The 26,784-nt window shown below is 65.2% G+C and carries 24 protein-coding genes and 1 pseudogene; 13 read left to right on the forward strand and 12 right to left on the reverse strand.

Going from position 1 to position 26,784, the window contains the following annotated elements; all coding sequences use genetic code 11:
* The first annotated feature begins 91 nt into the window (after positions 1-91).
* A complete protein-coding gene (locus tag PI246_RS13680) occupies positions 92-598 on the forward strand; it encodes a hypothetical protein (protein WP_320551864.1) in 507 nt (168 codons plus the stop codon).
* Here PI246_RS13680 and PI246_RS13685 read toward each other — a convergent pair.
* The 3 genes from PI246_RS13685 to PI246_RS13695 form a co-directional block, all read right to left on the reverse strand.
* Entirely contained in the window at positions 567-1,148 is a 582-nt protein-coding gene (locus PI246_RS13685) for a DUF2878 domain-containing protein (protein ID WP_320551865.1), read from the reverse strand. The genes PI246_RS13680 and PI246_RS13685 overlap by 32 nt on opposite strands.
* A 118-nt stretch (positions 1,149-1,266) precedes the next feature.
* On the reverse strand, positions 1,267-2,058 hold the full coding sequence (locus PI246_RS13690; RefSeq protein WP_320551866.1) for a hypothetical protein: 792 nt from the start codon (positions 2,056-2,058) through the stop codon (positions 1,267-1,269).
* A gap of 77 nt (positions 2,059-2,135) precedes the next feature.
* A complete protein-coding gene (locus PI246_RS13695; RefSeq protein ID WP_320551867.1) occupies positions 2,136-3,356 on the reverse strand; it encodes an acyltransferase family protein in 1,221 nt (406 codons plus the stop codon).
* Between the two features lie 138 nt (positions 3,357-3,494).
* Here PI246_RS13695 and PI246_RS13700 point away from each other — a divergent pair, with 138 nt between their 5' ends.
* Entirely contained in the window at positions 3,495-4,373 is an 879-nt protein-coding gene (locus PI246_RS13700; protein WP_320551868.1) for a LytTR family DNA-binding domain-containing protein, read from the forward strand.
* A 31-nt stretch (positions 4,374-4,404) separates the two neighbouring features.
* On the opposite strand, the pseudogene PI246_RS18495 reads toward PI246_RS13700, so the two are convergent.
* Together PI246_RS18495 and PI246_RS13705 are read right to left on the reverse strand one after the other, a co-directional pair.
* Positions 4,405-4,539: pseudogene (locus tag PI246_RS18495) on the reverse strand (XapX domain-containing protein); the annotation flags it as partial.
* Between the two features lie 4 nt (positions 4,540-4,543).
* A complete protein-coding gene (locus tag PI246_RS13705; RefSeq protein ID WP_320551869.1) occupies positions 4,544-4,699 on the reverse strand; it encodes a hypothetical protein in 156 nt (51 codons plus the stop codon).
* Here PI246_RS13705 and PI246_RS13710 point away from each other — a divergent pair.
* Together PI246_RS13710 and PI246_RS13715 are read left to right on the forward strand one after the other, a co-directional pair.
* Positions 4,698-4,925, forward strand: coding sequence for a helix-turn-helix domain-containing protein (locus tag PI246_RS13710; protein WP_320551889.1), 228 nt, complete (start codon positions 4,698-4,700; stop codon positions 4,923-4,925). The genes PI246_RS13705 and PI246_RS13710 overlap by 2 nt on opposite strands.
* A 62-nt stretch (positions 4,926-4,987) precedes the next feature.
* On the forward strand, positions 4,988-5,200 hold the full coding sequence (locus PI246_RS13715; protein ID WP_320551870.1) for a hypervirulence associated TUDOR domain-containing protein: 213 nt from the start codon (positions 4,988-4,990) through the stop codon (positions 5,198-5,200).
* Positions 5,201-5,271: 71 nt separating this feature from the next.
* On the opposite strand, the gene PI246_RS13720 is transcribed toward PI246_RS13715, so the two are convergent.
* The gene (locus tag PI246_RS13720; RefSeq protein ID WP_320551871.1) at positions 5,272-5,733 is read right to left on the reverse strand and encodes a hypothetical protein; all 462 of its coding nucleotides are present in this window, start codon (positions 5,731-5,733) and stop codon (positions 5,272-5,274) included.
* Between the two features lie 141 nt (positions 5,734-5,874).
* On the opposite strand from PI246_RS13720, the gene PI246_RS13725 reads away from it, so the two are divergent.
* Both PI246_RS13725 and PI246_RS13730 read left to right on the forward strand, forming a co-directional pair.
* Positions 5,875-6,663 (forward strand): helix-turn-helix domain-containing protein, encoded by a 789-nt coding sequence (locus PI246_RS13725; protein WP_320551872.1) that lies wholly within the window; start codon positions 5,875-5,877, stop codon positions 6,661-6,663.
* 70 nt (positions 6,664-6,733) lie between these two features.
* The gene (locus PI246_RS13730) at positions 6,734-7,126 is read left to right on the forward strand and encodes a VOC family protein (protein WP_320551873.1); all 393 of its coding nucleotides are present in this window, start codon (positions 6,734-6,736) and stop codon (positions 7,124-7,126) included.
* Positions 7,127-7,140: 14 nt separating this feature from the next.
* Here the strand turns inward: PI246_RS13730 and PI246_RS13735 are convergent, their stop codons facing one another.
* From PI246_RS13735 to PI246_RS13750, 4 genes are all read right to left on the reverse strand, one after another.
* Entirely contained in the window at positions 7,141-7,854 is a 714-nt protein-coding gene (locus PI246_RS13735) for a hypothetical protein (RefSeq protein ID WP_320551874.1), read from the reverse strand.
* A 5-nt stretch (positions 7,855-7,859) separates the two neighbouring features.
* Positions 7,860-8,696, reverse strand: coding sequence for a DUF2167 domain-containing protein (locus PI246_RS13740; RefSeq protein WP_320551875.1), 837 nt, complete (start codon positions 8,694-8,696; stop codon positions 7,860-7,862).
* Positions 8,697-8,970: 274 nt separating this feature from the next.
* Positions 8,971-10,611 carry a S53 family peptidase gene (locus PI246_RS13745; RefSeq protein ID WP_320551876.1) on the reverse strand — a complete coding sequence of 547 codons (1,641 nt, stop codon included), beginning with the start codon at positions 10,609-10,611 and terminating at the stop codon, positions 8,971-8,973.
* Between the two features lie 191 nt (positions 10,612-10,802).
* Positions 10,803-12,233 carry an MFS transporter gene (locus tag PI246_RS13750; protein ID WP_320551890.1) on the reverse strand — a complete coding sequence of 477 codons (1,431 nt, stop codon included), beginning with the start codon at positions 12,231-12,233 and terminating at the stop codon, positions 10,803-10,805.
* 292 nt (positions 12,234-12,525) lie between these two features.
* Here PI246_RS13750 and PI246_RS13755 point away from each other — a divergent pair, with 292 nt between their 5' ends.
* The 5 genes from PI246_RS13755 (at position 12,526) to PI246_RS13775 (ending at position 22,244) form a co-directional block, all read left to right on the forward strand.
* Positions 12,526-13,548, forward strand: a complete 1,023-nt coding sequence (locus tag PI246_RS13755; RefSeq protein WP_320551877.1) for a LacI family DNA-binding transcriptional regulator — start codon at positions 12,526-12,528, stop codon at positions 13,546-13,548.
* 201 nt (positions 13,549-13,749) lie between these two features.
* A complete protein-coding gene (locus PI246_RS13760; RefSeq protein ID WP_320551878.1) occupies positions 13,750-16,233 on the forward strand; it encodes a glycoside hydrolase family 3 protein in 2,484 nt (827 codons plus the stop codon).
* 297 nt (positions 16,234-16,530) lie between these two features.
* Positions 16,531-18,978, forward strand: coding sequence for a TonB-dependent receptor (locus PI246_RS13765; protein WP_320551879.1), 2,448 nt, complete (start codon positions 16,531-16,533; stop codon positions 18,976-18,978).
* A 144-nt stretch (positions 18,979-19,122) separates the two neighbouring features.
* On the forward strand, positions 19,123-20,751 hold the full coding sequence (locus PI246_RS13770; protein ID WP_320551880.1) for a tryptophan halogenase family protein: 1,629 nt from the start codon (positions 19,123-19,125) through the stop codon (positions 20,749-20,751).
* 179 nt (positions 20,752-20,930) lie between these two features.
* Entirely contained in the window at positions 20,931-22,244 is a 1,314-nt protein-coding gene (locus PI246_RS13775; RefSeq protein WP_320551881.1) for a putative bifunctional diguanylate cyclase/phosphodiesterase, read from the forward strand.
* Positions 22,245-22,287: 43 nt separating this feature from the next.
* Here PI246_RS13775 and PI246_RS13780 read toward each other — a convergent pair whose 3' ends face one another.
* Entirely contained in the window at positions 22,288-22,797 is a 510-nt protein-coding gene (locus tag PI246_RS13780; RefSeq protein WP_320551882.1) for a GNAT family N-acetyltransferase, read from the reverse strand.
* Between the two features lie 284 nt (positions 22,798-23,081).
* Here PI246_RS13780 and PI246_RS13785 point away from each other — a divergent pair, with 284 nt between their 5' ends.
* Both PI246_RS13785 and PI246_RS13790 read left to right on the forward strand, forming a co-directional pair.
* Positions 23,082-23,816, forward strand: a complete 735-nt coding sequence (locus PI246_RS13785) for an SDR family oxidoreductase (RefSeq protein WP_320551883.1) — start codon at positions 23,082-23,084, stop codon at positions 23,814-23,816.
* Between the two features lie 39 nt (positions 23,817-23,855).
* Positions 23,856-24,143: a DUF1330 domain-containing protein gene (locus tag PI246_RS13790; RefSeq protein ID WP_320551884.1), complete on the forward strand. Its 288-nt coding sequence runs from the start codon at positions 23,856-23,858 to the stop codon at positions 24,141-24,143.
* A 927-nt stretch (positions 24,144-25,070) separates the two neighbouring features.
* Here the strand turns inward: PI246_RS13790 and PI246_RS13795 are convergent.
* The gene (locus PI246_RS13795) at positions 25,071-26,552 is read right to left on the reverse strand and encodes a S41 family peptidase (protein WP_320551885.1); all 1,482 of its coding nucleotides are present in this window, start codon (positions 26,550-26,552) and stop codon (positions 25,071-25,073) included.
* Positions 26,553-26,784: the final 232 nt, after the last annotated feature.

Genomic DNA, 26,784 nt, shown 5'->3' on the forward strand with positions numbered 1-26,784 from the left:
GCGTTCGGCGCGACGCCTGCCGACGGACCCACGCTATAGTCCGGGACACCCGCCTTGGCCCGGCGGTCCCATTCACCGGAGTAATCAACCGATGGCGATCCGGATCACCGCGCGCACGGCCGCATGCCTTGCCAGTCTTCTCTTCGTCGGCGTGACGGCGAGCGCCGCCGACGCACCCTCGGGCGGCCAGCCGTCGCCGCTGCTCGGCGCGTGGTCGCTCGACACCTCGCGCCTGCCCATGCCGCCAGACCAACGCCCCAGGAGTGTACGGTTTTCCTTCGCGGACGCCGGCGCCTCGCGCTGGACCATCCGCGTCGACATCGTCTACTCGCCGGGCCAGGAGGTCCATTCCATCGCCACCGCCACGCTCGACGGCACACCGGCACCGGTCGACAGCAGCCCCGAGGCGGACCACGTGCAACTGCGGCAGCCGGTGCCGAACGTGCTGGTGATGGCGCTGATGAAAGGCGGCGTGCTGATGTCGACGCGTGTCTACAGCGCCTCGCCGGATGGCCGGCACCTGGTCGAAACGGCGGTGTATCCGGGCCAGAACGGCGTGGCGGTGATCAAGCCGGCGTATTTCGATCGGGCACGTTGACGCGATGCGATAAGCGGTCGGCGTCGGCGGCCATGTACGCCAACACCGGGAGCGCGGCGGCCCAGGTCGCCGCGAGCCACGCCACGGCAAACATGGGCGATGCGGGCAGCAAAAGGGCCTGCCATCCGCGTGCCGCCGCGAGATAGGCCATCGGCGCGCCGATGGCCCCGAGGAGCGCGGCAAGGGCCGGCCGGCCTTGCACGAACGACAGCGATCGGCTGAGCGTGGTGGCAAAGCAGAGCCAGAGCATGAGGATCCAGGCCGGCGCACCGCCCGGTGGCAGCGCGGGCGACGGCGAGGCGTAGTGCCACCAGCCAAGCATCGACGGCACGCCGTCGATGACCATGCCGAACAGGAGCGCCATGCCCAAGCGCTTCGCCTCCGCGACGACATGGCCGCCCAAGGCCACCTGCGCGACGACGAACACACCTCCCGCGACAAGCGCCCAGCCCGTGTCGCCGTGGGACGCGCCGATGACCAGCGCGAACCAGATCGCCTGGTAGCCGATCGCGTTGAACCACCTGACGACGGTGGCGCGGCCGACCGTCATTGCGCGGGGTCCGGTCGCAAACGGTGCGACGAGGGAACGCGCAACGCAAAACGTGGCATATCGTCGTTTCCTTACCGTGGATACATACGCTTACGCGAAACCTGCCCGATCGGATGCGTCAGCGGGCACATCGCTCGACCAGCGGCAGGCGCCGCGCGTCGGCCACCTGATCGAGCGATACCGGCGGCTGGTCGTCGCGGGGGGTGAAGACGATACGCACCTGCTGATTCTTGCCGTCGTCGCCCTTCACGTTGCTGAGGCCCTCGAAGCCAACGAGCCGGTGGGTGTCCGCGGTGTAAAGGAGCGTGACCGTCGGCGCGATGCCCCCAAGCCAGCCGTCCAGCGCCATGCGAAACCGGCGCACCGATGGCGCGTCCGCGTCGCCATCCGGGCGGATGTTCAGGCGGAGATCGCTTCCGCGGCTTGGCACCACAAACCGCGCGGTGAGGCCCTTGGACTGCGTGATCGCGTCCCAATGCGCCCGGACGAAGTCGTCGAAACCCGCGTCGACGACCGTGTCCGGGTGCACGTCCAGGGTGGTCGAATCCGCCGTCGCGCGGGCGTTCTTGACCACGGTGGTCGACAGGCGTGGGCCGTCGACCTTGACGCTTTCCCGGTAACCGCTGCGTGCGTCGTCGTAGTCGACGTCGGGCGTCCAGGCCGTGTTCGTGTAGCGAACGTTCTTGCGGGCGAAAGGCCGTCCGTCGGGACAACGGTAGAGCACGAGACGCTCGCGGGCTCCCCCATCGTCGAACACCCAGTGCTCCTCCCGGTAGCGAACCGTCTGCGAACCGGCGGCGTAAGCGACGCCCGAATAGTGGGATGTCGTCAGGGTGGATGCCCGGGCCGCCGTGGCGGCGGCGAGGGCGGCAGCCACGGCGAAAGACATGCCGATCGGGCGATAGCGCATGCGAAGGACCTCTGCCAGCGATCTGGTTACAGAGTCTTACGGATGAAACACCGTTTCGGATGCATGCGCCGTTCCTGTCACGGGGCGGCGGGGGCCTGCGCGAGGCGCACGTCGCGACGCGTCGCCGGCCTGGGTTCGAGTCCGAAGCAGGGCCGGAGGAAACCCACCCGGCGGATCACCCCTTCATGGAGCAGGGCGCACCCGCCCACGGTCGCCAGCAGCACCAGCAGCGGTTCGACGACCGGCCCCAGGTGCATCGGCAGCAGCCAGCCCGCGGCGGCCAGAAGCACGCTCTGGTGCAGGATGTACCAGGGATACACGGCTTCGCGCGCATAGGGCAGCCAGCGGAACGGCCGGTTCAGCAGCACGTGGCCCCAGCCCAGTACCGCCAGCAGCATCGTCCACATGTAGACGATCCGTCCGAACTGCGCGACGTCGGCGACCGCATGGGCCACGGCGGGGGAGACCGCGTCCACGTCGATCCAGGCGCCTGCGTGGTCGATCAGGCAGAACAACGCGAAGCTGGCGGCGGCCAGGCCCAGCGTCACCCGGCGCAGCCGGGCCAGTTCCGCCCACAGGCCCTCATGGGTGCCCAGTACGAAGCCCATCAGAAACACCGAGAGATAACGGGCATGGGCATACAGGTCGCCGACCAGAGCGTGCGTGATCGGGAAGCGCGGTTCCAGGGTGGTGCGCAGCAGCGCGAAGAACAGGGCAGGGACGATCACCAGCGTGGCGCCGCGCGTCCGTTGCAGCATGGCGAGCAGCGCCTGGCCAGGCCGCGACCGCAGCGCGGGCATCAACGCCAGCAGCATCATGGTGTAGAGCCACAGGTACGGCAGGTACCACAGATGGTTCCAGGTGAAACCGTATTGCCAGCCGTCGAACGCATCCCGGGGCCACGGTCCGCCGGTGTAGTAGTGGCCAAGGAAGGCGAAAAAGCCCGGCGCGATGCTGCCGTTGGCCACCGCCTGCACGTAGGGCTGCACCGGGATCACCACCGCCATGCCGAAGACCAGGGGCAGGAGCAGACGGCGCGTGCGCTGGACGGCCAGGGCGCCGAGGGAACGGCCGCGACCGAGGAAGTGAAAGGCCAGGCCGGAGATGAGGAAGAGCAGGTCCATGCGCCACAGGCCCGAACTCAGCATGGGGATAGCCAGGGCTTCGGTGAGGTAGCTGCTCTTGAGGTGGTAGCGCCAGTCGTCGACCGGGCCGACGTAAAGCATGCCCAGGTGATAGAGGATGAGCAGGCCGAAGGCCAGTACGCGTAGGGCATCGATGTCGTGGCGACGGTGCATGGCGGGTCTCCCTGGAAAACCGCAGGTTGCCCGCTCGGCGCCGGTCCCGGCGGTCGAAAGTGATGGTGCGCCTGGCTTTGGGGACGAACGGTGACCCCACGGGGACGGCCGCATCCATCCCGGATACACTCCCGCGCCATGGAAGCCTCTCTGCCCACGTCCCCCTCCGCGCCCTGGCGCTGGCGCCGCCTCGTCGAGGTCGGCTCGTGGCTGGCGGTGCTGACCGTCAACACGGTCTTCAACGGGATGGTGGCCACGGCGGACAACCGGGGGCGGGAGCATCCGGCGGCCGCGGTCGAACCGTGGGTCTGGGAGATCAGCAGCGCCATCGGCGTGGCCCTGCTCGTACCGCTCGGCGTCCGGGCCGCGCGACGATGGCCGTTCCGGCTGGCGGAGGCCTGCCCTCCGATCGGGGTGCACCTGGGGCTGAGCGTGCCTTTCTCGCTCGCCCACGTGCTGATCATGGTCGGGCTACGCAAGGCCGCCTATGCCGCCGCCGGAACATCCTACGATTTCGGCTCCTGGCTCACGCAGTGGCCCTACGAGTACCTGAAGGATGTCCGCACCTGGTTCCTGATCGTCGGCGTGGTGTGCCTGTATGACTTCGTCCAGCGGCGTCGTCAGGGCGAGGCCAGCCTGCTGGCGCCGCCCGACGACGGTCCGCCGGTGGAGCCGGTGGACCGCCCGGATCGCTTCCTCGTCCGCAAGCTGGGCAAGGAATTCCTGATCAACGCCCGCGAGGTGGAGCGCGTGCAAGCCTCGGGCAATTACGTGAACCTGCTGGTGCGAGGGCACGAATACCCCATGCGCGCCACGTTGTCGGGCTTCGAGCAGCGGCTGGATCCCCAGCGGTTCGTCCGCGTGCACCGCAGCTACGTGGTCAACCTCGATTACGTGTCGTCCATCGAGCCGGAAGACGGTGGTGACGCGCTGGTGCGTCTGGCGAGCGGCGCCACGGTGCCGTGCAGCCGCCGTTATCGCGATGTGCTGCGTCGGCATGCGGGTCTGGACGGCTGACGCCGAGGCTCACTTCACGAGCAGCCGAAAGAGCACGCTGCCCAGGAATACCCCCGAACGCGCCGAGGATGCCGGTCAGGGTGGGCGGGGCAGGCAAGGGCAGGCGTAGCCACGAAAAGAGCAGGCCGACGCTGAGCCCCGCGACGAGGGCGATGACCTGTTCCATGGCGTCAGGCCCGACCGGCGGTCAGCGCGTCGTCGAAGAAGCGCTCGCGTTGCTGTGCGAGGAACGACAGCGATGCCGGGGCGACGAGCTTGCCGTCGGCCACTTTCTGACCGACGTGGGGGAACACGATCTCGGACAGCGGCACCAGCCGGCATTGCATCGAGGCCAGGGTCTCGCGCTGGCGCGAGCACCTGCGCGTGGTCGTGGCGGTCGACCGCCTCTCGCGCGGTCGTTCCATCGTCGAGACCGCCCTTGAACTGGGGTATTCCAGCGCGAGCCGTTTCACCGCGCTGTTTACCCGCCTGGTGGGCGCGCCGCCGCGACGCTACCTGGCGCAACGGGACGACGACCGCCGTCGCCACGCCGCGTCCACCGCCCTGGCCTAGCTTCACCCCGTGTTGTTCCCACCGGTGGCACCGTCGAGTGCCCCCCCCAACCGGAGCAAGCCATGACCACGTCGTTCAAGGTAGGTGACCACGTTCGTTGGAATTCGGAAGCCGGACACGTCACGGGCACCGTGACCAAGGTGCACAAGGCCGACTTCGAGTTCATGGGCCGCACGCGCCGGGCGTCTTCGGACGAGCCGCAGTACGAGGTCAAGAGCGACAAGACCGATCATGTGGCTGCGCACAAGGCGAGCGCCTTGTCGCACACGCGGTAAACCCCATCGCCTCAGCGGGCCCACGCCATCGACCGCGCCGCGCGATGGATGGCGTGGGAGCCCGACAGACGTCAGGGCATCGTCTTCCGCACCGCGCTGCGCAGGTCAGGCGGAAGCGTGCCAATCGGGCAGTAGTGATAGACGGTGGCATCGTCCGAGGTGATCGCGACGTGCTCGGGGTCGCGCACGCGTACCATGTGCTTCTCGGTGAAGGGCTTGCCCGGGCCTTCGCCCCCGTCGATGCAGGTCTGGCTCACGTCGTACACGATGCCGTCGGCGGTGTTCCGTCGCGACAGTACCCTGGCTTCGCAGGCGTGCGTGTGAGCCGTCGCGATGCCTTTGCCGTCGTATTGCTTGATCGCCGCATTGGGCGGACTGCCGCAGTCCGTACCTTCAGCCACGAAGATGCCGGGCCTGAGACCGTAGATGCCGATGGGCGACGGGGGGGGCGCTGGGCGGGCATGCACGGCCGGCAGGCCGGCGCCGAGCAGCAACGAGGCGGCGATCGCAAACGACGAAACGAACGGCTTCATGAAGGTCTCCAGCGGCACGGCTCGGGAAATGCGTGAGGTCGGGATATGACCTATCGGCCGTGATCGCCGTGCATAGGATGCCGGCGCGCGAACGGCGGCGCCTGTCGACCGATCCCCGTCGATGACCCAGAATCACGGCCCGTGCCATGGCCTTCCGACTATCACGAGCACGCGTTAGCCGCACCGCGTTCGCCCGCGGTCGAAGCGGCGTGGACGTTCACAGCCTCCACCGATGGCATCCACGTGGTGCTCCCCGACGGCCGGATGGACCTGATCGTCGCCTTCCGCGGCGCCGACGGCGCGCCGGTCCGTGACGTCCAGCCGCTCATCGTCGGTCCGTCACAGCGATGGGCCGAGGTACCCGTGGCACGCGGAGATCGTTTTGTCGGCGTGCGTTTTCGTCCAGGGTGGGGCGGGGCCGTCCTTGGCGTCGATCCGGCGTCGATCGTGGACGACTCGCTCAGCGGGCCGCCGCTCGAACGCCTGCTTGGCGAGGACGCGACGAGGCTGGGATCGGCGGCGACCCCTCACGCGCTGGTCGAGGCACTACACGGCGTGGTCCACCGACGCGCGGCGTGCGCGTTGGGCCCGGCGCCGACAATCGTGTACGCACTCCGGCTGATCCATGCCAGCGGCGGCCGATTGCGGCTCGACGAGGTGTCACGGATCGCCGATGTGCCGATACGTACCCTGCGGCGACACCTGACCCTCGGCGTCGGTCTGTCGTTCAAGGCGTTTTCGTCCGTCCTGCGTTTTCAGCGCACCATGCGCCTTCTGACCCAGGCCTCGGCGCCGCTCGATCCGGTGGACGCGGCGATCGAGGGTGGCTACAGCGACCAGGCCCACATGACGCGTGAATTCCGGCGGCATGGCGGCTTCACCCCCGGCCGTGTGCCGCCCTTGGTCCTCGTTGGGATGCCCCTCGACTGAGCTGGCCGATTTCTTCAAGCGTCACCATCGCGAGGCGTTTAGGCTGCGCCCACACCAAGGGAGAAGACCTATGCGCTTTGGCTACACGATCCTCTACGTGCCCGATGTCGAGGCCACCGTCGGGTTCTACGAAAAGGCGTTCGGATTGCGGCGCCGGTTCGTCCACGAGAGCGGCCTTTACGCGGAAATGGAAACGGGCGACACCACGCTCGGTTTCGCCGGCGAGCCGATGGCCGACATGAACGGCCTCGCGATCCGCCCCAACAGCCGCCGCGACGTGGCCGCGGGGTTCGAGATCTGTCTGGTGACCGAATCGCCGGAGGAGGGCTTCGCGCACGCGGTGCGCGAAGGGGCGCTGGCCGTGAAGGCGGTGGAGAGTAAGCCCTGGGGGCAGCGGGTGGCGTACGTGCGCGATCTCAACGGCTGCCTGGTGGAGATCTGCTCACCCATGGGCGGCGCCTGACGACCCTCGATCGCTCAGGCCAGCGCGCGTCCGATGTACGCGGCGTACGCCTCGAGCTGCGCGTGACGGTCGCTGTCGACCTCTTCCAACTGCATCCGCCCCTGCACGCGTGTCTGGATCGCTTGCGCAAGTCGCTTGCGTTCAGGCGCATCCAGCAGCGCGTGGGCCACCGCGATGAGATCGAACCGATCCCCCGCCCGCGCGCCCTGCTTGCGAATGAGGTTCAACGCGTAAGGCGGGCAGAAGAGGGCGTCCGACGTGATGCCGGTGGCCTCCCTGCGGGTGAGGCCCGCCACCCGGCGCACGCGCCAAAGCCGCCGCACCGCCACGGCGATGGCGAGGTAGAGCGAACCGATCCACGCCAGCAAGACCGGCAGCGGCGCATAGACCGCGGCCGGCGTCATGGCGAACAGACAGGCAACGAGGCACACCGGCCAGGCGCAGGCGGCGATCGCGACGCGCCACGCGCGCAGCCCGCGCAACGGCTGCTGCGCGCTGGGCAGGCGTCCCCATGTCCAGCGAAGGCGCAACAGTCCCCGCGTGGGCGCAAGCCATGGCGGCAGGAAGACGTGACGCCCCGCGAACTGCACGTCGGCGCCGAGCGAAAACGTCCAGCGCCCGCCGGCCCCCTCGTGCATCACCACTTCGTTGTCGTAGAGCAGATGCACGGCGTCGTAGGCGTACATGACGAGCACGCCAAGGGCCAGCCACCATGCGTGCTCGGGCATCGGCGTCAGCGCTTGCCGCGACCGACCAGTCGCTTGAAGAACGCCCCGACCGCGGCCAGGCCCATCAGCAGAAATTTCCACCCCGCCGCCAGTGCGCTCAGCAGCACCGCGAAAAACCCCTTCTTGGCCGCGACCGCCGCGGCGCCGCCGACGATGAGCGCGCCCAGACCGTATTCGGCGATGCGGTCGCCGGCGCGGAAGTCCGTGTAAGACTGCCCCGGATTGAAGGCGAAGCCGCGCACCACGTCCTTGAACTGGGCGATGGCCGAATCGACGCCGGCCGGGTCGGCGACGACGTCCACGCTCATGACGCCGGTCCGGCCGAGCAGGCGGGCGTTGTAGTTGACCGTGTCCTCGTGGGTCTGGTCGTCGCGCACGATAAAGGCCCAGGTCAGCGACTTGAACGTCGTGTCGTACTGCGGCTTGGTCTTCCACCCGGCGATACTTACGGTCGACCAGTGGCTCTTGCGTCGTTCCTCGTTGGAGGCTTCGTTGTCCTTGGTCACCGACGACAGCAACGCGTTGGCATCCAGGGTGTCGTCGTCTTTCACGTAGCCGATATCGTCATAGGTGAAAAAGGCGAACCACGCCAGGTCGTCCGGTGCCAGGGTGTAGCTGTCGCCCTCGCTGGACGGGTTCTGCATGAGTGTGTCGAGGCGACGCGTGCCAGCGGGATCGAGAAAGGCGTAGCCTTCGGGCACCTTGAGCGTGGCTTCGCCGCCCAGGCGAACCTCGGTGGGACCGCGTTGCCAGGGCAGTTCCTTGATGTCCTGGGCGTGCGCGACGAGCGCGACGAACGACAACGCGACCAGGGCCGCGATACGGCGGGCGAACTTCAACATGGTGGGTTCCTTATGACGAGCAAGAAGACACGCCGCGACACGTCCGCGGTGGGGCGAACCTCGTGTGCCTCGGTGTGCCGCCAGATCCCCTGGCGCGGCTACGAAAAGTCTGAATGGGTCAGGGGAACTCGTCAAGAACTTGCGGCAGCCTGGCACGCGCGGCGCGCGCCCGTGCTACTGCAGCGTCACCGGTACGTCGCGATGGCGTTTGGCCATGTCCCCGGCTTCATCGAGCGAGAAAGGGCGCCGCGCACCAAGCGCGACGCCCGTTGGCTCAGTACGAGCTGATGTTGCCGTTCACCGTGCCGAGGTTGAAGCTGCCCCGGCCGGTGACGTAGTCGTAGCCGCTGGAGGCGCTATAGCCACCGTTGTTGCCGCTGGTCACGTCGTGGTAGTCGCCCGCGGGAAGCTTGTAGATGTGCGGGCCGGCGAAACCGAGCGTGCTGTGCCCGGCGAGCAGGCGCGCCCACGAGGCGGTGAACAGCGGAGCCGCGAGGCTGGTGCCGCCGTACTGCGCGTTGCTGCCGTTGACGATGATGATCGCGCCGGAGTTCGGATCGGCGTCGAAGGCGACGTCGGGCACGACGCGATACTTACCGGTCACGGCCGTCTGCCAGCTCGGCCGAAGCTCGACCGTGCTCGGGCTGCCACCGCTGCCGCTCCACGCGGTTTCGCTGGTGTAGGTGCTGCCGCTGGTGTTGAGCGTGGTACCGCCCACGGCGATCACGTAAGGGGAGCTGGCCGGATAGCTCGGCGTGACGCCACCGTCGCCGCACTCGTCCGCGCCGTCGTCCCCGGAAGAGATCGAGAAGGTCTGCCCTTGTGCCTCGGCGGTCTGGAACAACTGGTCGTCGGCGGCCATCGAGCCGTCCTGCATGGTGTCGGTCTCGCATTCGCCCAGCGACACGTTGACGACCTTTGCCGCGTTGGCCGACACGGCGGTGTTGATGATGCTGGTGAGGGCCGAATTGCTCAGCGAGGATGCGTCGTAGAAGATCATCTTGGCGACCTTGCCGCCGGCCATGCCGATGATGTCCTGGCTGTCCAGGTTCCATTCGCCGATGCCGCTGGTGTCGCTGCTGCCCGGGCCGACGATCTGCGTGGTGACGGTGCTCAGGCCGTTCTTGCTGGTGAACGTCTTCAGGTCGGCGATGGTCTGGGTCAACTTGCCCTCGGCGATGATGCCGACGGTCACCGTGGACGCGGTGGGGACACCGCTGCCGCCATAGATCGCCGAGAACGTCGTCGGGTTATGGCCGGTGACCGACTGCGTCTTGAGCGCCGGCTTCGCCGCGGCATCGGCGCGGACGTTCATGGTGTGCATCTGGTGCACGTCCTGCAGGCCCACGACCGAGAGCACGTCATCCTGCAGGCTGGCGGGGATCGCCACGTCCTTGTCGTTGGCGTACGCGCTGCGCCCGTTCCGCGTGACGTTGACGAAGGTGGTGTTGAACGCCCGTTGCGCGGCCTCGACGTTGCCGTCGGCGGTCACCAGCAGGCGGTTCGGCTCGATCTGCACGTTCGAGAAACCGGCCTTGGCCAGGTAGTCCGCGACGGCCTGGGCGCGGTCGGCGGTCGGGGCATAGCGTTCGAGGACCTGTTGCGCGGTCATCGGCGCGGCAAGCTGCGCGCCGGTGGCGGCCAGTTGGCGGCGTGCCGCCACGAACGCGTCGAGCTGGTCGCGATCGCGCAGCTTGAGGGCGACCGCGATGTGCAACGGTTGGTCGATGGCGGTCAGGCCCGTGACCTTGTCTTGGGTGTGCATGGCCAGGGCATGCGTCTGGGTCGGGGCCCAGGTCGACGCCAGCGATGCGGTGGCGGCAAAGGCGGCACCCGGCATGACGGCCATGGCGCACGCTGCCGCGAGTACGTTACGAGTCATCAGAAACCCTGCCCAGTTCGATGTCTTCGACATGTGCTTCATCCTTCCTCTCAATGGGAAATCCGACGGCGAATGCCGGCGGTCGACGGTCGCGTATGTCGTACTCGTGCTGACGACCTCTCGGGTCGTGTGCCGCAACCGTCGCATGACGCTATCAGCGAGATATCGCGCGAGCTGCGCAAAAGCGGCTTCGGTGATACGCAAGTTATTGACGATACTCGCTATTACTTGCGAGTGGCCTGCGGCTTGCGCACATAAAGCGTACATACCGCCGCCATCAGCAGGCTGATCCCCCCGAGCCCCAACGCCCAGATCGGCCGGTTGTGGAAGCACAGCCGCAGCAGCATCCCGAGCATGCTGGCCGCCAGCACCTGCGGGACCACGATGGAGACGTTGAAGATCCCCATGTAGACGCCCATCTTGGCCGTCGGCAAGTGGTCCGAAAGCATCGCGTACGGCAACGACAGAATCGACGCCCAGGCGAAACCGACGCCCACCATCGAGGCGAGCAGCCACCGCGGGTCGCGGATGTACACGAACGAAAGCAGCCCCGCGCCGCCCAGGCACAGGTTCACGACATGGCTCGTGCGCAACCCCCAGCGACGGACCATGAAGGGGATCACCGCCGCCGCCAGCGCACCGAAACCGTTGTAAGCGGCGAACAGCACGCCGACCCAGTTGGCGCCCTCGTTGTAGAGCGCCGAGCTCGTATCCGAGGTGCCGTACATCGTCTGGGTGACGCCGGCCGTGGCGTAGATCCACATCGCGAACAGGGCGAACCACGAGAACAGCTGCACGCCCGCGAGCCGCCGCATGGCGTCGGGCATGCCATAGAGGTCACCGACGATCTCGCGAAGCATCCCACGGCTCGTCGTGCGACTGAGCCAGGTCAACAGCACGCCGAATGCGATCAGACCGCCGGCCAACAGGTAGACCTCCTTTTCCAGGGCGAAGTGTCCGATCGCCACCAGCACCGCCGTGCCGGCCAGCATGAGCCATACCCCAGGCCTGGCCGCGCGCGACACGTCGGCCGGTGGCCTCTCGGGCACCGCGTCCGCGAAGGATCGCAGCTGGACAGGCGTGTATTCTCGGGTGGTCAGCGTCGTCCAGAGCACCGCGCCGAGCAGCACCGCGCCGCCGAGGTAAAAGGCGTACCTGACCGTGTCCGGGATGCCACCGTTGGTCGCAACGTTGGCGACGCCGAGCTTGGCCAGGCACCAGGGCGACAGCGAAGCGACCACCGCGCCCACGCCGATGAAGAAGCTCTGCATGGCAAAGCCCGCCGGACCCTGCCGGGTGGGCAGTTGATCGCCGACCAGGGCGCGAAACGGTTCCATCGACACGTTGATGGAGGCGTCCAAGATCCACAGCAACCCGACCGCCATCCACAACGACGGCGAGTTGGGCATGCCTAGCAAGGCCAGCGAAGCGAAAACGGCGCCCAGCAGGAAATACGGTCGCCGTCGCCCGAACCGGTTCCAGGTGCGATCGGAGTAATGTCCGACGATGGGCTGCACGATCAGCCCGGTCAGGGGCGCGGCGATCCAGAGGGCGGGAATGTCGTTCACGTCCGCGCCCAGCGTCTGGAAGATCCGGCTCACGTTCGCGTTCTGCAGGGCGAGGCCGAACTGGAGGCCGAGGAAGCCGAAGCACATGTTCCATATCTGCCAGAACGACAGCGCCGGCCGGCTCGTCAACGGTGCCAGCGCGCGTGGCACGCCGTTCCCCGCGGCGTAACGACCCGCGTCAGGGATGCGCTCAGCCCGCACGTGACCGGCCCACGCCGTGGTGGTTGCAGCTCATCGATCGTCCCTCCGACCTCCGTTATGTCATGGCGGGGACGATCCCGCATGCTGCATTCGCAGCATCCACGGCCCAGGCCGCCCTTGAAAAGCGGCCGACGCTGGCGGCATAGTCGCTCGCCAGCGCGACGACAGCGGAGATTTCATGCGGGTACGCCTCGAAGATGTGGCGCGTAAGGCGGGCGTATCGCCCAAGACGGTGTCACGCGTACTCAACGACGAGGCCAACGTCACCGATGCCACGCGCGAGCGCGTGCGCGCCGCTATGGAGGCGATGGATTACCGTCCGAATCCGTCGGCACGCAGCCTGGCGGGTCATCGCTCGTTCGTCATCGCCATGCTCTACGACAACAACGACAACCCGGCATCGACCTATCTGGCCGAGGTGCAGGATGGCGTGCTGGAAGCCTGCGACGCGCATCGTTACAGCATGATGCTGCGCCCGCTGCGTATGCGCGACAGCGACTTCATCCGTCGCGTCGACGCCCTGATCGCCGACCATCATCCCGACGGTGTGGTGCTGACGCCACCCATCACCGACTACGCGCCCTTGCTGAAGCGTCTGCGCGAACTCGGCGTGCCGTACGCCAGCGTGTCGCCCGCCCGGCGCGGCAAGATCCTGGGCGTGGCGATGGACGAACAGCAGGCGGCGCGCGCGATGGTCGAACACCTGATCGAACAGGGCCATCGGCGCATCGCCCACGTGATCGGCATCGCGAACCACGGCGCGAGCCGCTGGCGGCTTGCGGGATACCGCGAGGCCATCGCCGCCGCGGGCCTGTCCGAGGATCCGGCATGGGTGGTGCAGGGCGCCTTTACCTTCGCCTCGGGCGTGGAGGCGGCACGGCAACTGTTCGCCTTGCGGAAGCGACCGACCGCCGTCTTCGCCGCCAACGACGACATGGCCACCGGCGTCATGTGGGCGGCGGGCGAGTATGGGCTGAAGGTGCCGCGGGACGTGTCGGTGTGTGGCTTCGACGACACGCCCCTGTCTCGCCAGTTGTGGCCGGCCCTGACCACGATCCAGCAACCCAGCCGCGAGATGGGCAAGATTGCCGCCGAGCAGCTTCTGACGCATTTGCGCGGACAGGGCAGCGGACGCCTGGTCGACATACCGTTTTCCTTGCAGGTTCGAGGCTCGACCGGGGTGGCGCCCAAGGACACGTAACCAGCGCGCCGCGAGACGGCGTTGCTGCAGCGCAAATTGACAGCGCTGTCATTCGTGCCAATATCCGCGTTCAAGAGCGTACCTGCCGGTACGCACGCAGGGAGCCTCGCCGTGTCATCGCCGTCTTCGTCCGGCCTTTTGTCGCGCCGCTTTTCCGTAGCGCTCGCGATGACGGGTGCCTTGCTGATGACCGTTCCCGCCATGGCAGACGATATGGCCACCGCCCATCCGGAATCCTGGCCGAAAGCGGCGTCACCGCTGCCACGCGATCCCGCCATCGAATCCCGCATCCAGGCGTTGCTGGCCAGGATGTCGATCGAAGACAAGGTCGGCCAGATGATCCAGGCCGACATCAAGAGCGTCACGCCGGAGGATGTACGTCAATACCGATTGGGCTCGGTGCTGGCCGGCGGCAACTCCAAGCCCCCGGGACATCCGTTTCCGGACGCCTCGGATTGGAAAGCGTTGTCGGATGCGTTTTACCGCGCCTCCATGGACACCTCCCACGGACGGCTTGCCATCCCGGTGCTGTTCGGCATCGATGCCGTGCACGGCCACAACAACCTGGTCGGAAGCACGCTGTTCCCGCAGAATTCGGCGCTCGGCGCCACGCGGGATCCCGCGTTGATCCGTGCGATCGGCGAGGTCACCGCGCGCGAACTGCGCGCGAGCGGCATCGGCTGGACGTTTGCGCCCACGCTCACCGTGCCGCAGGACGTACGTTGGGGGCGGGCCTACGAAGGCTACTCGCAAGACCCGTCGCTGGTCGCGCAGTACGCCAGCGCGGTCATCGGCGGCCTGGAAGGCGTCCCCGGCACGCCGCGGTTCCTCGACGCCGAGCACGTCATCGCCACGGCCAAACACTTCCTCGGCGATGGGGGCACCCAGGGCGGCAAGGACCAGGGCGACGCGCGGATCAGCGAAGCCGTGCTGCGCGACGTGCATGGGGCAGGGTATCCGCCGGCCATCGACGCGGGCGTGCAGGTCGTCATGGTGTCGTTCTCGAGCTGGAACGGGGTCAAGATGGCAGGCAACACGTCGTTGATCACCGGCGTGCTGAAAGGGCGCATGGGTTTCGACGGCATCGTGCTGGGCGACTGGAACGCCCATGGCCAGGTTCCGGGTTGCACCAACGAGCGTTGCGCCCCGGCGTACAACGCCGGGCTTGACATGCTCGAAGCGCCGGATTCGTGGAAAGGCCTGTATACGAACACACTCGCCCAGGCGAAGGCGGGCGTAATCCCGATGAGCCGCATCGATGACGCCGTGACGCGCATCCTTCGCGTCAAGTTGCGCCTGGGCCTGTTCGACGCCGGGTTGCCATCGTCCAATCCGCTTGCGAAAACGTCGTCGGAGGTGGTCGGTAGCCCGGCGCACCGGGCGGTAGCCCGACGAGCGGTGCGCGAGTCACTGGTGTTGCTGAAGAACAACGGCAATCTCCTCCCGATCGACCCACGCAAGCACATCCTCGTGGCCGGCGACGGAGCCGACAACATTTCCAAGCAGAACGGCGGGTGGACGCTGGGCTGGCAGGGCACGGGGCTGACCAACGCCCACTTCCCGGGCGCCACCTCGATCTGGACCGGCTTGCGAGCGCAGATCGAGGCCGCGGGCGGTCATGCCGAACTCGCCGCGGAGGGTGCCTATCGACAGAAGCCCGACGTCGCCATCGTGGTGTTCGGCGAGGATCCCTATGCCGAGTTCCAGGGCGACCTGCCGAACCTCGCCTACCGCCCCGGCAACGACCGCGATCTGGATCTACTGCGAACGCTGCGCGGGAAGGGCATCCCCGTCGTGGCGGTGTTCCTGACCGGACGTCCGCTATGGATGAATCGCGAGATCAACGCCGCCGACGCGTTCGTCGTGGCGTGGCTGCCGGGCAGTGAAGGGGAGGGCATCGCGGACGTGTTGCTGCGCGATCGCGAGGGCCACGTGGCGCATGATTTTCGCGGCAAGCTGCCTTACACGTGGCCACGTAACGCTCGCCAGATCACCGGAGCGATCGCCCAGGGCGATCGTCCCCAGTTTCCGTTCGGCTTCGGTCTGACCTATGCCGACCGCCAGCCGATGGCCCCCCTGCCTGAGGATGCCGGCGTCGAACTGAGCGCTGCGAAGGCGGGCGTCTATTTCACCCGAGGCAAGCCGGCACCCGATGTCACGGTGGATATCACGGGGGCGAGCGGCGTGACCACGCACGTCACCACGACGCCGGCCGCCACGGCGGATGGCCACCTTCGTGTCACCGCCCTCGACTACCATGCCCAGGAGGATGCGCGCGGTTTCACATGGTCCGCGGGCAACGGCGGCGCCTCGCAACTTGCGCTGGTGGCGCCCGCACCGTTGGATATGGATCGCGAGACCAACGGCGATGTGCTCCTGGTCACGACGTTGAAAGTGGATGCCGTGGCACCGGACGACACCTCGACGATAGGCGTCGGCTGCGGCGCCGGGTGTGGCGGCAACGTGTCCATCGGGCCGCAACTCGGCGCATTGCCCCGGGGGCAATGGTTGCGTGTCGGTATCCCGTTGAAATGTTTTCGCGACGCCGGCGCGAACATGAGCCGAGTGGATCGGCCGTTTGAATGGTCCAACCGCTCCGCCGCGCAAATCGCGATCACCGACGTGTCACTCGGCACCGTCGCCGATCGCACCTTGGCGTGCCCGGGCCACGGCGAAAAACCGTGACGCCGTTCCGCGATACGACCGATATGCAGCATGGGGATGGCCCGGACGTCTATTTGCTATGCACCATGAATCGGTCATCTAAAGGGTTGAAAGGCGCCAGAACGCCTTCGTGAGTGGCATCGAGAATGTATGGGAGGCGTGCTGCCCTGCGGCGAGCTTTCCCATCGACACCGTTTTATGATCCATCGATGACAGCGCTGTCATTCGATATCCGACAGCGCAAGGGGATGGGGAAACCACGTCATGGCCGTCGCGCACGACGAGCCACACAGATCCACGCGATCAAGGGAGAGCCTGATGAATCTGCGTCACTCGTTGATGTACGTCGCCATGTCCATCGCCTTCGCGCCGGGCACGCTGCTTGCAGCGGAGCAGGATGCGACGGCACCCAGACCATCGCCCGGAAACCAGGACACCGTCGACAAAGCGGATAAGAAAGTCCAGAACCTGGACGCCATTTCGGTGTCCGCTACCAAGCGCGACACGCCGCTGCAAAAGACACCGGTCGCGGTGACGGCGATCGCCGTCGACACGCTCGACCGGGAGCGGGTCATGACGGTGCAGGACCTGACCAAGCTGGTACCCGGCCTGCAAGGTACCTCGCAGGGCGACCATGGCGTCGTCACGCTTACGCTTCGCGGCATCGGCAACGACAGCGCCAAGACGGAATACGCCGATCCCGAGGTAGCCACGTTCGTCGATGGGATCTACGCACCACGCGCCGAAGCCGCGTCGGGCCTGCTGCTGGACATGGACGGCGTCGAAGTCTTGCGTGGCCCGCAGGGCACGCTCTGGGGCCGCAATTCGACTGCCGGCGCCATCAGCTTCCAGACGGCCAAACCGGAGATCGGCGGCGGCTTTTATGGCAACGCCCAGGTAGGGGCGGGCAACTACCATCAGTTCGGTTCGCGCGCCGCCTTCAACCTGCCTATCAGCGACACCTTCGCCATGCGTGTCGCCGTGGTCCACGAACAACACGACGGCTACGTCGATTACCAGAAGCCCTCGGGCCAGTTGCCCAGCCTTGCCGACCAGCAGGCGGCCTATCTTGCATCGTCGGCATCCGGCGGCACGTTGGCCGGGTTCAGGCCGATCGATCCGGGCCAGTATGTGCAAAGCGGTGACAAATACAACGCCCAGGATCAGTCGGCCGCACGTGTCAGCGCGCTCTGGCAGCCCAGCGACGCGTTCAAGTGGAACCTGTCATACGAATACTTCATCGATCGCGGCACGCCCAGCATGAGCCTCATGCAGACGCCGCGTGAGGGGCAGCGGTTCTGGTCCGCGTTGATCGACACCGCGCCGTACCTGCACCGCACCTCGAGCACGGTGCGTAGCCGGATGGACTGGAACATCAACGACGGCATGCAGCTCAGCTACATCGCCGGCTACAACCATTATTCGGGCCAGAGCGATTTCGACCAGGACGTCGGCGTCAGCGTCCCCACCAGCTTCACGACCAACGGCGTCTACCAGGACGACCGGACCAACAGCTCCACCTATACGAACTGGAGCCAGGAGCTCGACCTGAAGTCCACCGGTCCGCAGACAGTGGACTGGATTCTCGGCGCCTACTACGGCTACGAAGACAACAGCATCCGTTTCGACATCCCCATCATGAACGGCACGCGGTACGGCACGGTGAACTGGCAAGGCTCGTTCATCCAGCCGAAGGAAACCGTGGAATCGTATGCCTTGTTCGGCCAGGCCACCTGGCACCTGAGCGACCATTGGCGCCTCACCGGCGGCGCGCGCTGGTCGCACGACGACAAGGAGAACAAGGGCGGCATCAACTGGGGCTGGGCGTACAATCCCGCCGTGCCACAGGTGCCGATCTCGCCGGATGTGTACCCGGATCCGTCGAACGGCTTCAGCATCTCGCAGCGAAACACGGCCAAATACAGCAAGGGCAAGCCGACCTGGCTGCTGCGCCTGGACACCGACGTCAGCGAAAACGGCTTGGTCTATGCCAGCGTCTCCACCGGCTACAAGTCGGGCGGTACGCAGGACGCCGGTACGTTGTACAAGCCTGAGACCCTGACCAACTACGAAGTCGGCAGCAAGTTCGTTTTCCTCGACGGCCACCTGACCTGGAATTCGGCGGTCTACTACGAGAATTTCAAGAATTTCCAGCTGTCCGCGCCGATCGTCTACCCGGATGGCAACCACGGCCTGGGCTTCTCCAATGTGGGCGGCAGCACCAAGGTGTTCGGTATCGAATCGGAGCTGGCCTATCAGCAGAAGGGCGATCGCCTTAACCTGATCTTCTCGGCCATTCCGAAGAAAGAACTCGGCAAGCTCGTCTACGCCGGTTCGAACGATTACCAAGGCCTTCCGGCATGCCCGCCAGAATCCAACCTGGCCAATTGTGCCAACGTTACCGGCAACGACCTGCCGCACGCGCCGAACGTGTCGCTCACGGCCATATACGAGCACGATTTCCCGCTCGGCAATGGCGGCCGCCTGACGCCGCGCCTCAGCGCGCAATACCAGAGTTCGCAGTGGCTGAGCTACTTCAACCTGGGCGAGGGCGACCGGCAGAAGGCTTACACGCGCGGTGATGTGGCGCTGCGTTACAGCGAGCCGGGCGACAAGTGGTGGGTCAACGCCTACGTGCAGAACGTATCCAACGGGAAGATCCGTACCAGCGCCGGGCGCTTCCTGATGTCCGACGGATCGTTGCAGTACGTATCGCAGTACCTGGCGCCCCGCACCTATGGCATCCAGCTCGGCGTCTGGCTCTGAGATCGTGCGGGCGGACCGTCTGGGGGTAGCGGTCACCTGCGGTTTGCCGTTCTGCCACCCCTCCCTTGAATGGCATTTTGCCGGGCACGCGTCGCGTTGCCCGGCCTTTCTTTTTTCATCGTGCGACAGCAGTGGGACGACACCATGGCGCGTCTGAAAAACGTACTGATCGTGGGTGGCGGCACCGCGGGCTGGCTGACGGCCTGCTACCTGGCCAAGGCCGTCAACGCGGTCGATCCGCGCAGCGTGCAGGTGCACCTGGTGGAATCGCCGGACATCGGCTTGCTGGGGGTGGGGGAGGCCACGTTTCCCTCCATTCGCGGCACGCTGGCAGCGATCGGGCTCGACGAACGCCGTTTTCTCGTCGGCGCCACGGCAACGTACAAGCAGGGGATCCACTATCGCCATTGGGTGCGGCCACCGGGCGCGCCCGGGGCCGACCACTTCTTCCATCCGTTCAATGCGCCCAGCCAGCGACCGGGCGGCCCGGAATTGCTGCCGTACTGGCTGCTCGGCGCCGCGCCGCACGGCATGCCGTTCGCCGACGCCGTATCGATGCAGACGACGGTCGCCGAGCATGGTCGTGGGCCGAAGCGCACCAGGGATGGCGATTACCAGGGGCCCATGAACCATGCCTTTCACTTCGACGCCGCCTGCTTCGCCCGTGTGCTGGCCGAGCATGGCCAGCAGGCGCTGGGCGTGGTTCGGCACGCTGCGACGGTGGAAAGGGCGGAGCGGGACGCGCGCGGCGGCATCGCGCGCGTGGTAACGAAAGAGGAAGGCGAGTTGACCGCCGATCTCTACGTGGACTGCACGGGACTTCGCGGCCTGCTGGTGGGCCAGGTGATGCAGTCACCCTTCCGCAGACGGGCCGACGTGCTCTTCGCCGACCGGGCGATCGCCATGCAGGTGCCGTACGACACGCCCGATGCCCCCATTCCTTCCTACACGATCTCCACCGCCCAGGAAGCCGGCTGGATATGGGACATCGGCCTGCAGCGGCGGCGTGGCACCGGCTATGTCTACGCCTCGCGGCACACCTGCGACGACCGGGCCGAGGCGGTGTTCCGGCAGTACCTCGGCAAAGCCGGGGAGGGCGGCAACGCCACCCATCTCCAATTCGAGACGGGCTATCGACCGGAACCTTGGCGCAAGAACTGCGTCGCCATCGGACTGGCCGGCGGCTTCGTCGAGCCGCTGGAATCCACCGGCATCGCCCTCATCGAACTGGCAAGCTACCTCCTGACGCACCTGCTACCGGGCGACACCGACGGCATGGACGGCGCCGCGCGTCATTTCAACGAGATGATGGGGGCGCGCTATGAGCGGATCATCGACTTCATCAAGATGCATTACTGCCTGAGCCAGCGTCGCGATTCGGCGTTCTGGATCGACAACCGCGACCTCGCCAGTATTCCGGACACCTTGCGGGATAAACTGGCCAAGTGGAAGCACCGCCCACCGCACCGGTTGGATTTCATCACCGACCTGGAGATGTTCATGCCGTGCAGTTGGCAGTACATCCTTTACGGCATGGAGTTTCAAACCGACCTCGCGCCGATGCGCAGCGCTTTTCCGCACATGGACGCGGCGCGGGAGGAGTTTGCGATGATCCAGAGGGCGGCGGGCAGGGCGCTGGAGGATTTGCCGGATCACCGGGCGATCATCGAGCAGCTGTGTCGCGAATACGCCGCCAGGGCAACCGATCGACGAGGGGCGCCCGGTCCCCCGCATGACCCACGGCGCCTGCCGGACGCCGTACGGAACGTCTGACGGCGGAGGGATCGTCGCCGATCGTCTCACCGAGCACATGAGGGCCATGGCGAGGACGAGGTCATATCGCGACAAAGGGCTTTTAGCGTAGGATGCCCCCGCGAACGGGTGCGGATTTCGCACTTGAACAAGACGATATAAGCGGCGTTACGATGAGAGAGGACGGTCACGAGCGGCGAGTGAGATCCAGCTTAATCGGCTCTGGCGTCATCATCGTTCTGATCGGCCTGGGCTGGGGCGCCGCGTTCATATACTTCGATCGGGCTGTCTTGGTGGGGCTGCATGCGTGCCTGGTGGCTTTCGGCATGACCGTGGCGTGCCTCGCTTATCGGCGGCGACTGGACGCGGCTGCCTTGCTCGCAGGCATGTTCCTGCCGTTGTTCATCACGGCCTGCTGCCTGTTCGACAATGTACCTAATGGCGTTCATCGTGCCACGCACGTACATTTCCTTGCCGTTGCCCTAGGCGGCTATTTCGTTTTTCGGCGAGGCAGCATTTACATGAAGTACGTCATGCCGGCAACATGCCTGGTGGCCTTCGCCGTGTTCTCTCATACCTCCATCGGATTTCACGACCCGGCATGGGTCATTCCCGCCAGTGCGGCCGAGATTGGCGTGTGGACCAACACGCTGACGGCCATCGCTGAATTGGTTTTCATCGTTGTCATCATGCACGCCGACCTTTCCGTGCGGCGCATGATGGATATCGAAATGCGCAAGGCCATTGCAAATGGTCATTTCATGCTTCACTACCAGCCCCAGATCGACGAGGCGGGAAACGTGGTGGGTGCCGAAGCGCTCATCCGCTGGCGGCACGCCAAGATGGGTGAGATTCCTCCGGTCAAATTCATCCCGCTTGCCGAGGAAACGGGCCTCATCGTTCCCATTGGCAACTGGATCATGCGTGCCGCGTGCGCGCAGCTTGCGCAATGGGATGCCCGGCCGGAAACGCGTCGCCTCAGCATGGCGGTGAATATCAGCGCATCGCAGTTCCGCCAGCCCGATTTCGTCCAGAACATGTACGACATCGTACGCGTGAGCGGAGTCAATCCATCCAAACTCAAGCTCGAGCTCACAGAAAGCATGTTCGTCGACGACGTCGGTGCCACCGTCGCGAAGATGAGCGCATTGAAGAATATGGGCTTGGCCTGGTCACTCGACGACTTCGGCACCGGCTATTCGTCCCTGAGCGTCCTCAACAGCTTTCCGCTAAGCCAGATAAAGATCGACAAGTCGTTCGTCCAGGGCATGCTGAACAACGCGGCAAACATGGCCGTTACTGAAGCCATCATCGAACTTGCCGAAAAGCTGAATCTGCAGGTGGTCGCCGAGGGCGTGGAAACGGTGGAGCAGCTGAATCGTCTGAGGCAGGCGGGCTGCCGGATCTATCAGGGGTATCTCTTCAGTCCGCCCCTTGGCATCGATGCGTTTCATGAGTTCTTGTCCTCGGAGGCTTCCCGCGCTGAACCCTGTGCCGGATACCTTCGGCAGTAACGCACATACGCGCTACGTTCCGAAAACGGGGCAGGGAAGACCGTCAAGGTACGCGTTCGAAGGCGATCACTGGCTTTTCGCGATAGTCGCGCTCGTTGATCGGCCGATAGCCGAGCTTCTCGGCGACACGAAGCGAACCGATATTAAGGGGGTCGATGATGCACACGGTACGTTGCTGGCCCTTGAGCCGCAGGAACCAACCAAGCGCGGCCTCCGCCGCCTCGGTCGCGTAACCCTTGCCGTGACTGTTCGCACCCAGAAGCCAGGCGCTTTCAGGGTAGGGGTCGAAATCGGTGCCCAGATCGCGCTCGAAGTGCGCCGTGCCCGTTTCGCCGACGTATTCGCCGGTGGCCTTGTTGCGGATGGCGAACAGGCCGTAACCGTAAAGGCTCCAGTGGCCGACACTACGCAGGAAACGCACCCAGCTCTCGGGCCGCGGCGACGGCCCCGCGCCGATGAACCGGTAAACCTCTGGTTGCGAAAGGATCGCGTGGAACGGCTCGAAGTCGTCGATGGTCGGGATGGACAGCGTGAGGCGGTCGGTTTCGATCATGCGAGGGTCCCTGGGCGTGCTGTCGCTAGTGGGCGACGAACGGGGTGACGACGGGCGGGCCGCGAGGGCCGCGCTATCGACGTGACGACCGATTATGCCGCACGCGCCTCGTCGCAGGACGAAGGTCAGCGGCCACCGCAGATTCATGGCAAGAGGGGGCTTTATCCTGACCCCCGGCGTCCCTATCTCGACAGACAGCGCTCCCGCCTTGTCCCTGCACGCGCATGGTGCAGGGGAGAAGGCCGGGGGCGTCCACTTTCCCTCGATGGATAAAGGACGTCTTAATGACTACCTCACAGAAAATTGCACTCGTCACGGGTGCTACCCGCGGTATCGGTACCGAAACGGTGCGCCAGCTGGCCCAGGCCGGCGTGCTGACCTTGCTGGCTGGCCGCGATGCCGGTCGTGCCAAGGCGGCCGCTGACAAGCTCGTGGCGGAAGGCCTTCCCGTCGAACCGATCGCGCTGGATGTCACGAACCCGGAAAGCATCGCCAAGGCCGTTGCCGAGGTCACGTCCCGGTTCGGCAAGCTCGATATCCTGGTGAACAACGCCGGCATCATGGTCGACGACATGAGCAAGGCGCCCTCCGAGCAGACGCTCGCCGTGTGGCGCGAGACCTTCGACACCAACGTGTTCGCCGTGGTGGAAGTGACGCAGGCGTTCCTGCCGCTGCTGAAGAAGGCGGAGGCGGCGCGTATCGTCAATGTGTCCAGCCAACTGGGCTCGCTCGCGCTGCACCAGGACCCGTCATCGCCGATCTACAATTTCAAGGTGCCCGCCTACGACGCCTCGAAGACGGCCATCAACGCGTGGACCATCCATCTCGCCCACGAACTGCGCGATACGCCCATCAAGGTCAATGCGATTCATCCGGGCTACGTGCAGACGGACATGAATGGCGGGCAGGGCGACATCGACGTGCCGACCGGCGCGAAGAGCAGTGTCGGCATGGCCCTCATCGGCGCGGACGGTCCGACCGGCAGCTTTACCTATCTCGGCAAGACGCTTCCCTGGTAAACGGCTCACCCAAGGCATCGGTTTCATGAGGACATGGTTATGACGACGTACGTCGTATTCACCCGCGATCGCATCAAGGACGAAGCCGAGTTCGCGACCTACGGAAAGCTCGCCGCCAAGGCGGGCGAGGGCCACCCCGCCACACGGCTGGCGTTCTATGGCGACGTGGAAACGCTGGAAGGTGATCCGGTCGATGGCTCGGTCATCATCAGTTTCCCGAGCAAAGCCGACGCGCTGGCCTGGTACCACAGCCCGGCCTATACCGAAGCGCGCGAGCATCGCTTCAAGGGCGCGGATTATCGGGTCTATATGGTTGAGGGGGTGTGACCCGGGGCGTCTGAACCGGCGGGGTCGCGAGAGACCTTGGCTTTTCGGGGGGCTGGCAATCTGCTGGCCCTCCGTCTTGGGTGAATACGGTTGCGGTGCCGGGGCGTTGGGTAGCACCGGCATTTACGTCCTTCGCCGGTGTTCCCGTTCCGCCGTTGCACGCTAGACCGGGCGTGCGCCGCCAAGCGCCGAGGCGAGCGGGGCCATGGTTGCTGCACGCACAGGTGCCGAAGCCACCATCTCATTTGCGCGCATAATGTATATTATGTCTACTTGCGTAAGCACATCCGTCGCATGGCACTGGCGATCCTTCGTGCGGTTTTTCCCCACAAAGGTGTCGGCGTGCTCTCAATCTGCCGTCTGAGCATTAAATGCGTCGCGAGCGCCATTGATGTCGCGAACCGACAAACCTCCCGTGTGGATCAATGGCTTGATTCCGATTCGGAATGTCTTCGCCAGCGAGGTCCGACGCGATTCGCTAAGCTCGCGCTACGTCATGGCACGAGCGGTTTTGGCCTCGCAGCAGAGTTGCTGCGACTCGGCCGATCTGTCGGCCTTCTGGACGCCGGCGGGAGCGTCAGTTGGTGGCGATGGCCGGCGGGTGGACGTCGACGGCTGCCTTGGTTCGACTGCTCGATCGCGGGCTAAGTGCGTTGCCCGGTGAGGGGCATCTGAGACAGTGGGCTACTACCCTGCCCCTCCCCCCGGGTTTCTCCGCCGCGGTGGTTGGTTGAGAAGCCTAAGCCCGCCGGCGATACGCGTTCCGAAAAGTTGGTCAGTGTCAAGAAAGCATTGGACATGGGAGTCAACCACGAGGACAGATAATCACGGCAATAAGGTCTTTGATAACTTCGCCACTGCCGAAACCAAAGGCTCCAAATCTTAGAAAATCGATGACGCGAGCGGGGAGCCGGCTTGTCAGGAGGTTTACTGGCTACGACTGGCGAGAATGTCCTTCAGCCAAATGCGTAGTTCTGTTGTATCTGAGATGTCGCCTGGAAAGACGTGGTCTGGAGAATAAGGACCGAAATCTCCAACGCCGACGGCGACTTTCAGTAGCGTGCTGAAGGTTCGCAGGCCAGATGGCAGAGCTATCTCTTTCACCTCCATGTACCGCGTCGACTTATTCGTGGCTTCTCCGACTTGAAGCGCGCCCAGGCGTCGGAGTAAGTCGACCGCGAGGAGGCACGAACTAAAACATTTATGGTCAGTCACCACGATAAGTAGACCGGTCATCTTTGACGGCGGTATTTTATTTTGCGGTGTCGTCAACAGGGTTATCTGCGCCTTCGCTGCACACGGTGGAAGATCTGGGTAAAATGCCTTATGGGTCGAAACAGCGTTTATCAGTCCGGACCTGAGATCATTCCAAAAATGGATACCATCCGCATCTTTACGGTTTTGAGCCTTGACCAGACCCTCGTTTGCAGCCTCAAGACTTACGCGCGACGCTCGCCAGTAAGATCCACCGCATTTGCCAGTTAATATACGCGCCCCGTTCGCGCGTTCCGTTCCGACCAGGAGTCCGGCTAACTTGTCGAAGTAGGTGGAATCTCCACCTCCATTGCCGCGGAGATCGATGACGACCTCAGGTGCGATTTCTAGTGCAGCTTGATGTTCTCGAACCTCATCGACGACGGTCTGAGCTTCGTCTTCAAGAGTGTCTAAGGTGATCCAGTATCCGTCGTCCCAAGCTTGGACGCCGCGAGGTAATGGTTTTGTATGCGTGCCAGTTGTAGCCAGGTCGTCTACATGCGATCGTAAAACCTTTCGCCATGAGAATGACAGAGACACAACATCCGACCCTCGTTCGAAAATACATGTCTTTGGCAGAGTAAGAAACGGATTGCCGTCGTCGATAAAAAGGAAGCCGGCACCTGTGATGAGGTTGGCTTCAACCCGGGGGTCCCCTTTGAAGAGCTCGATCCGGTTGGCCGCAAATTGATCGAATGCCTGGCCATCACAGCTTATTATTCGCGCCCCGACGAGCTCAGGCTCGCCTTCCAGGCGCTCTTGGCCGCCGACATACCAAGCGTCGCCGCGGCGAACAGGGACAATGCCAGGCCACTCTACGATACGCTGAGCCACCAACGCGGACGACCAGATATGACCGTCTTGAAAATCTGCGGCCAGGCCCGCCATCGTCGCGGCGTAGCCGCCAAAGCTAGTGACTTGCGGAAGACGGGAAGCGAGGTGTTGCTTAGCTATGGCGAGGCGCGCCTGAAAGGCGTCATCACGCAATGCCACTGAGGCGCCAGGATGGTTGTTTTCAATGAGCGCGATTGCGGCCTTGGCGTCGCCTGCTGCGAGTTGACGCCAAGTCGCGCCAACGCCAGACGCATCGTCAGGATGCGAGTAAGCGGTCCCGGCAACAAGCACTAGTATCTTGAAGATCGATCCGACTTTCATGGAGTTCCGTAAAGAATCGTGATTTCAATGAAGGGAAGTGCCGGCCAAATGACTATCGAGTTACTGACCATACGCCCGATCAATCTCCCTGAGCAATCGGGTGCTGGATTGGATTAGCTCGCCCCTGCTTTACAGTACCCGATCACACGCGCGACTGGACTGCCCCGGGAATCGTAAGCACTTCCCGCCTATGATTTGAGCATAGGAGGAGGTCCCATGAGCACCCAACGTT

Origin of the sequence: Luteibacter sahnii (assembly GCF_034063545.1) — a bacterium.
GTDB lineage: Bacteria > Pseudomonadota > Gammaproteobacteria > Xanthomonadales > Rhodanobacteraceae > Luteibacter > Luteibacter sahnii.

Bases quoted from the DNA above. Each gene is read 5' to 3' on its own strand.
- PI246_RS13680 (WP_320551864.1), top strand. From the start codon at position 92: ATGGCGATCCGGATCACCGCGCGCACGGCCGCATGCCTTGCCAGTCTT.
- PI246_RS13760 (WP_320551878.1), top strand. From the start codon at position 13,750: ATGGCAGACGATATGGCCACCGCCCATCCGGAATCCTGGCCGAAAGCG.
- PI246_RS13750 (WP_320551890.1), bottom strand. From the start codon at position 12,233: ATGTGCTTCGGCTTCCTCGGCCTCCAGTTCGGCCTCGCCCTGCAGAAC.
- PI246_RS13730 (WP_320551873.1), top strand. From the start codon at position 6,734: ATGCGCTTTGGCTACACGATCCTCTACGTGCCCGATGTCGAGGCCACC.
- PI246_RS13755 (WP_320551877.1), top strand. From the start codon at position 12,526: ATGCGGGTACGCCTCGAAGATGTGGCGCGTAAGGCGGGCGTATCGCCC.
- PI246_RS13770 (WP_320551880.1), top strand. From the start codon at position 19,123: ATGGCGCGTCTGAAAAACGTACTGATCGTGGGTGGCGGCACCGCGGGC.
- PI246_RS13715 (WP_320551870.1), top strand. From the start codon at position 4,988: ATGACCACGTCGTTCAAGGTAGGTGACCACGTTCGTTGGAATTCGGAA.
- PI246_RS13740 (WP_320551875.1), bottom strand. From the start codon at position 8,696: ATGTTGAAGTTCGCCCGCCGTATCGCGGCCCTGGTCGCGTTGTCGTTC.
- PI246_RS13780 (WP_320551882.1), bottom strand. From the start codon at position 22,797: ATGATCGAAACCGACCGCCTCACGCTGTCCATCCCGACCATCGACGAC.
- PI246_RS13705 (WP_320551869.1), bottom strand. From the start codon at position 4,699: ATGCAATGCCGGCTGGTGCCGCTGTCCGAGATCGTGTTCCCCCACGTC.
- PI246_RS13700 (WP_320551868.1), top strand. From the start codon at position 3,495: ATGGAAGCCTCTCTGCCCACGTCCCCCTCCGCGCCCTGGCGCTGGCGC.
- PI246_RS13765 (WP_320551879.1), top strand. From the start codon at position 16,531: ATGAATCTGCGTCACTCGTTGATGTACGTCGCCATGTCCATCGCCTTC.
- PI246_RS13720 (WP_320551871.1), bottom strand. From the start codon at position 5,733: ATGAAGCCGTTCGTTTCGTCGTTTGCGATCGCCGCCTCGTTGCTGCTC.
- PI246_RS13785 (WP_320551883.1), top strand. From the start codon at position 23,082: ATGACTACCTCACAGAAAATTGCACTCGTCACGGGTGCTACCCGCGGT.
- PI246_RS13795 (WP_320551885.1), bottom strand. From the start codon at position 26,552: ATGAAAGTCGGATCGATCTTCAAGATACTAGTGCTTGTTGCCGGGACC.
- PI246_RS13685 (WP_320551865.1), bottom strand. From the start codon at position 1,148: ATGACGGTCGGCCGCGCCACCGTCGTCAGGTGGTTCAACGCGATCGGC.
- PI246_RS13690 (WP_320551866.1), bottom strand. From the start codon at position 2,058: ATGCGCTATCGCCCGATCGGCATGTCTTTCGCCGTGGCTGCCGCCCTC.
- PI246_RS13745 (WP_320551876.1), bottom strand. From the start codon at position 10,611: ATGTCGAAGACATCGAACTGGGCAGGGTTTCTGATGACTCGTAACGTA.
- PI246_RS13695 (WP_320551867.1), bottom strand. From the start codon at position 3,356: ATGCACCGTCGCCACGACATCGATGCCCTACGCGTACTGGCCTTCGGC.
- PI246_RS13790 (WP_320551884.1), top strand. From the start codon at position 23,856: ATGACGACGTACGTCGTATTCACCCGCGATCGCATCAAGGACGAAGCC.
- PI246_RS13735 (WP_320551874.1), bottom strand. From the start codon at position 7,854: ATGCCCGAGCACGCATGGTGGCTGGCCCTTGGCGTGCTCGTCATGTAC.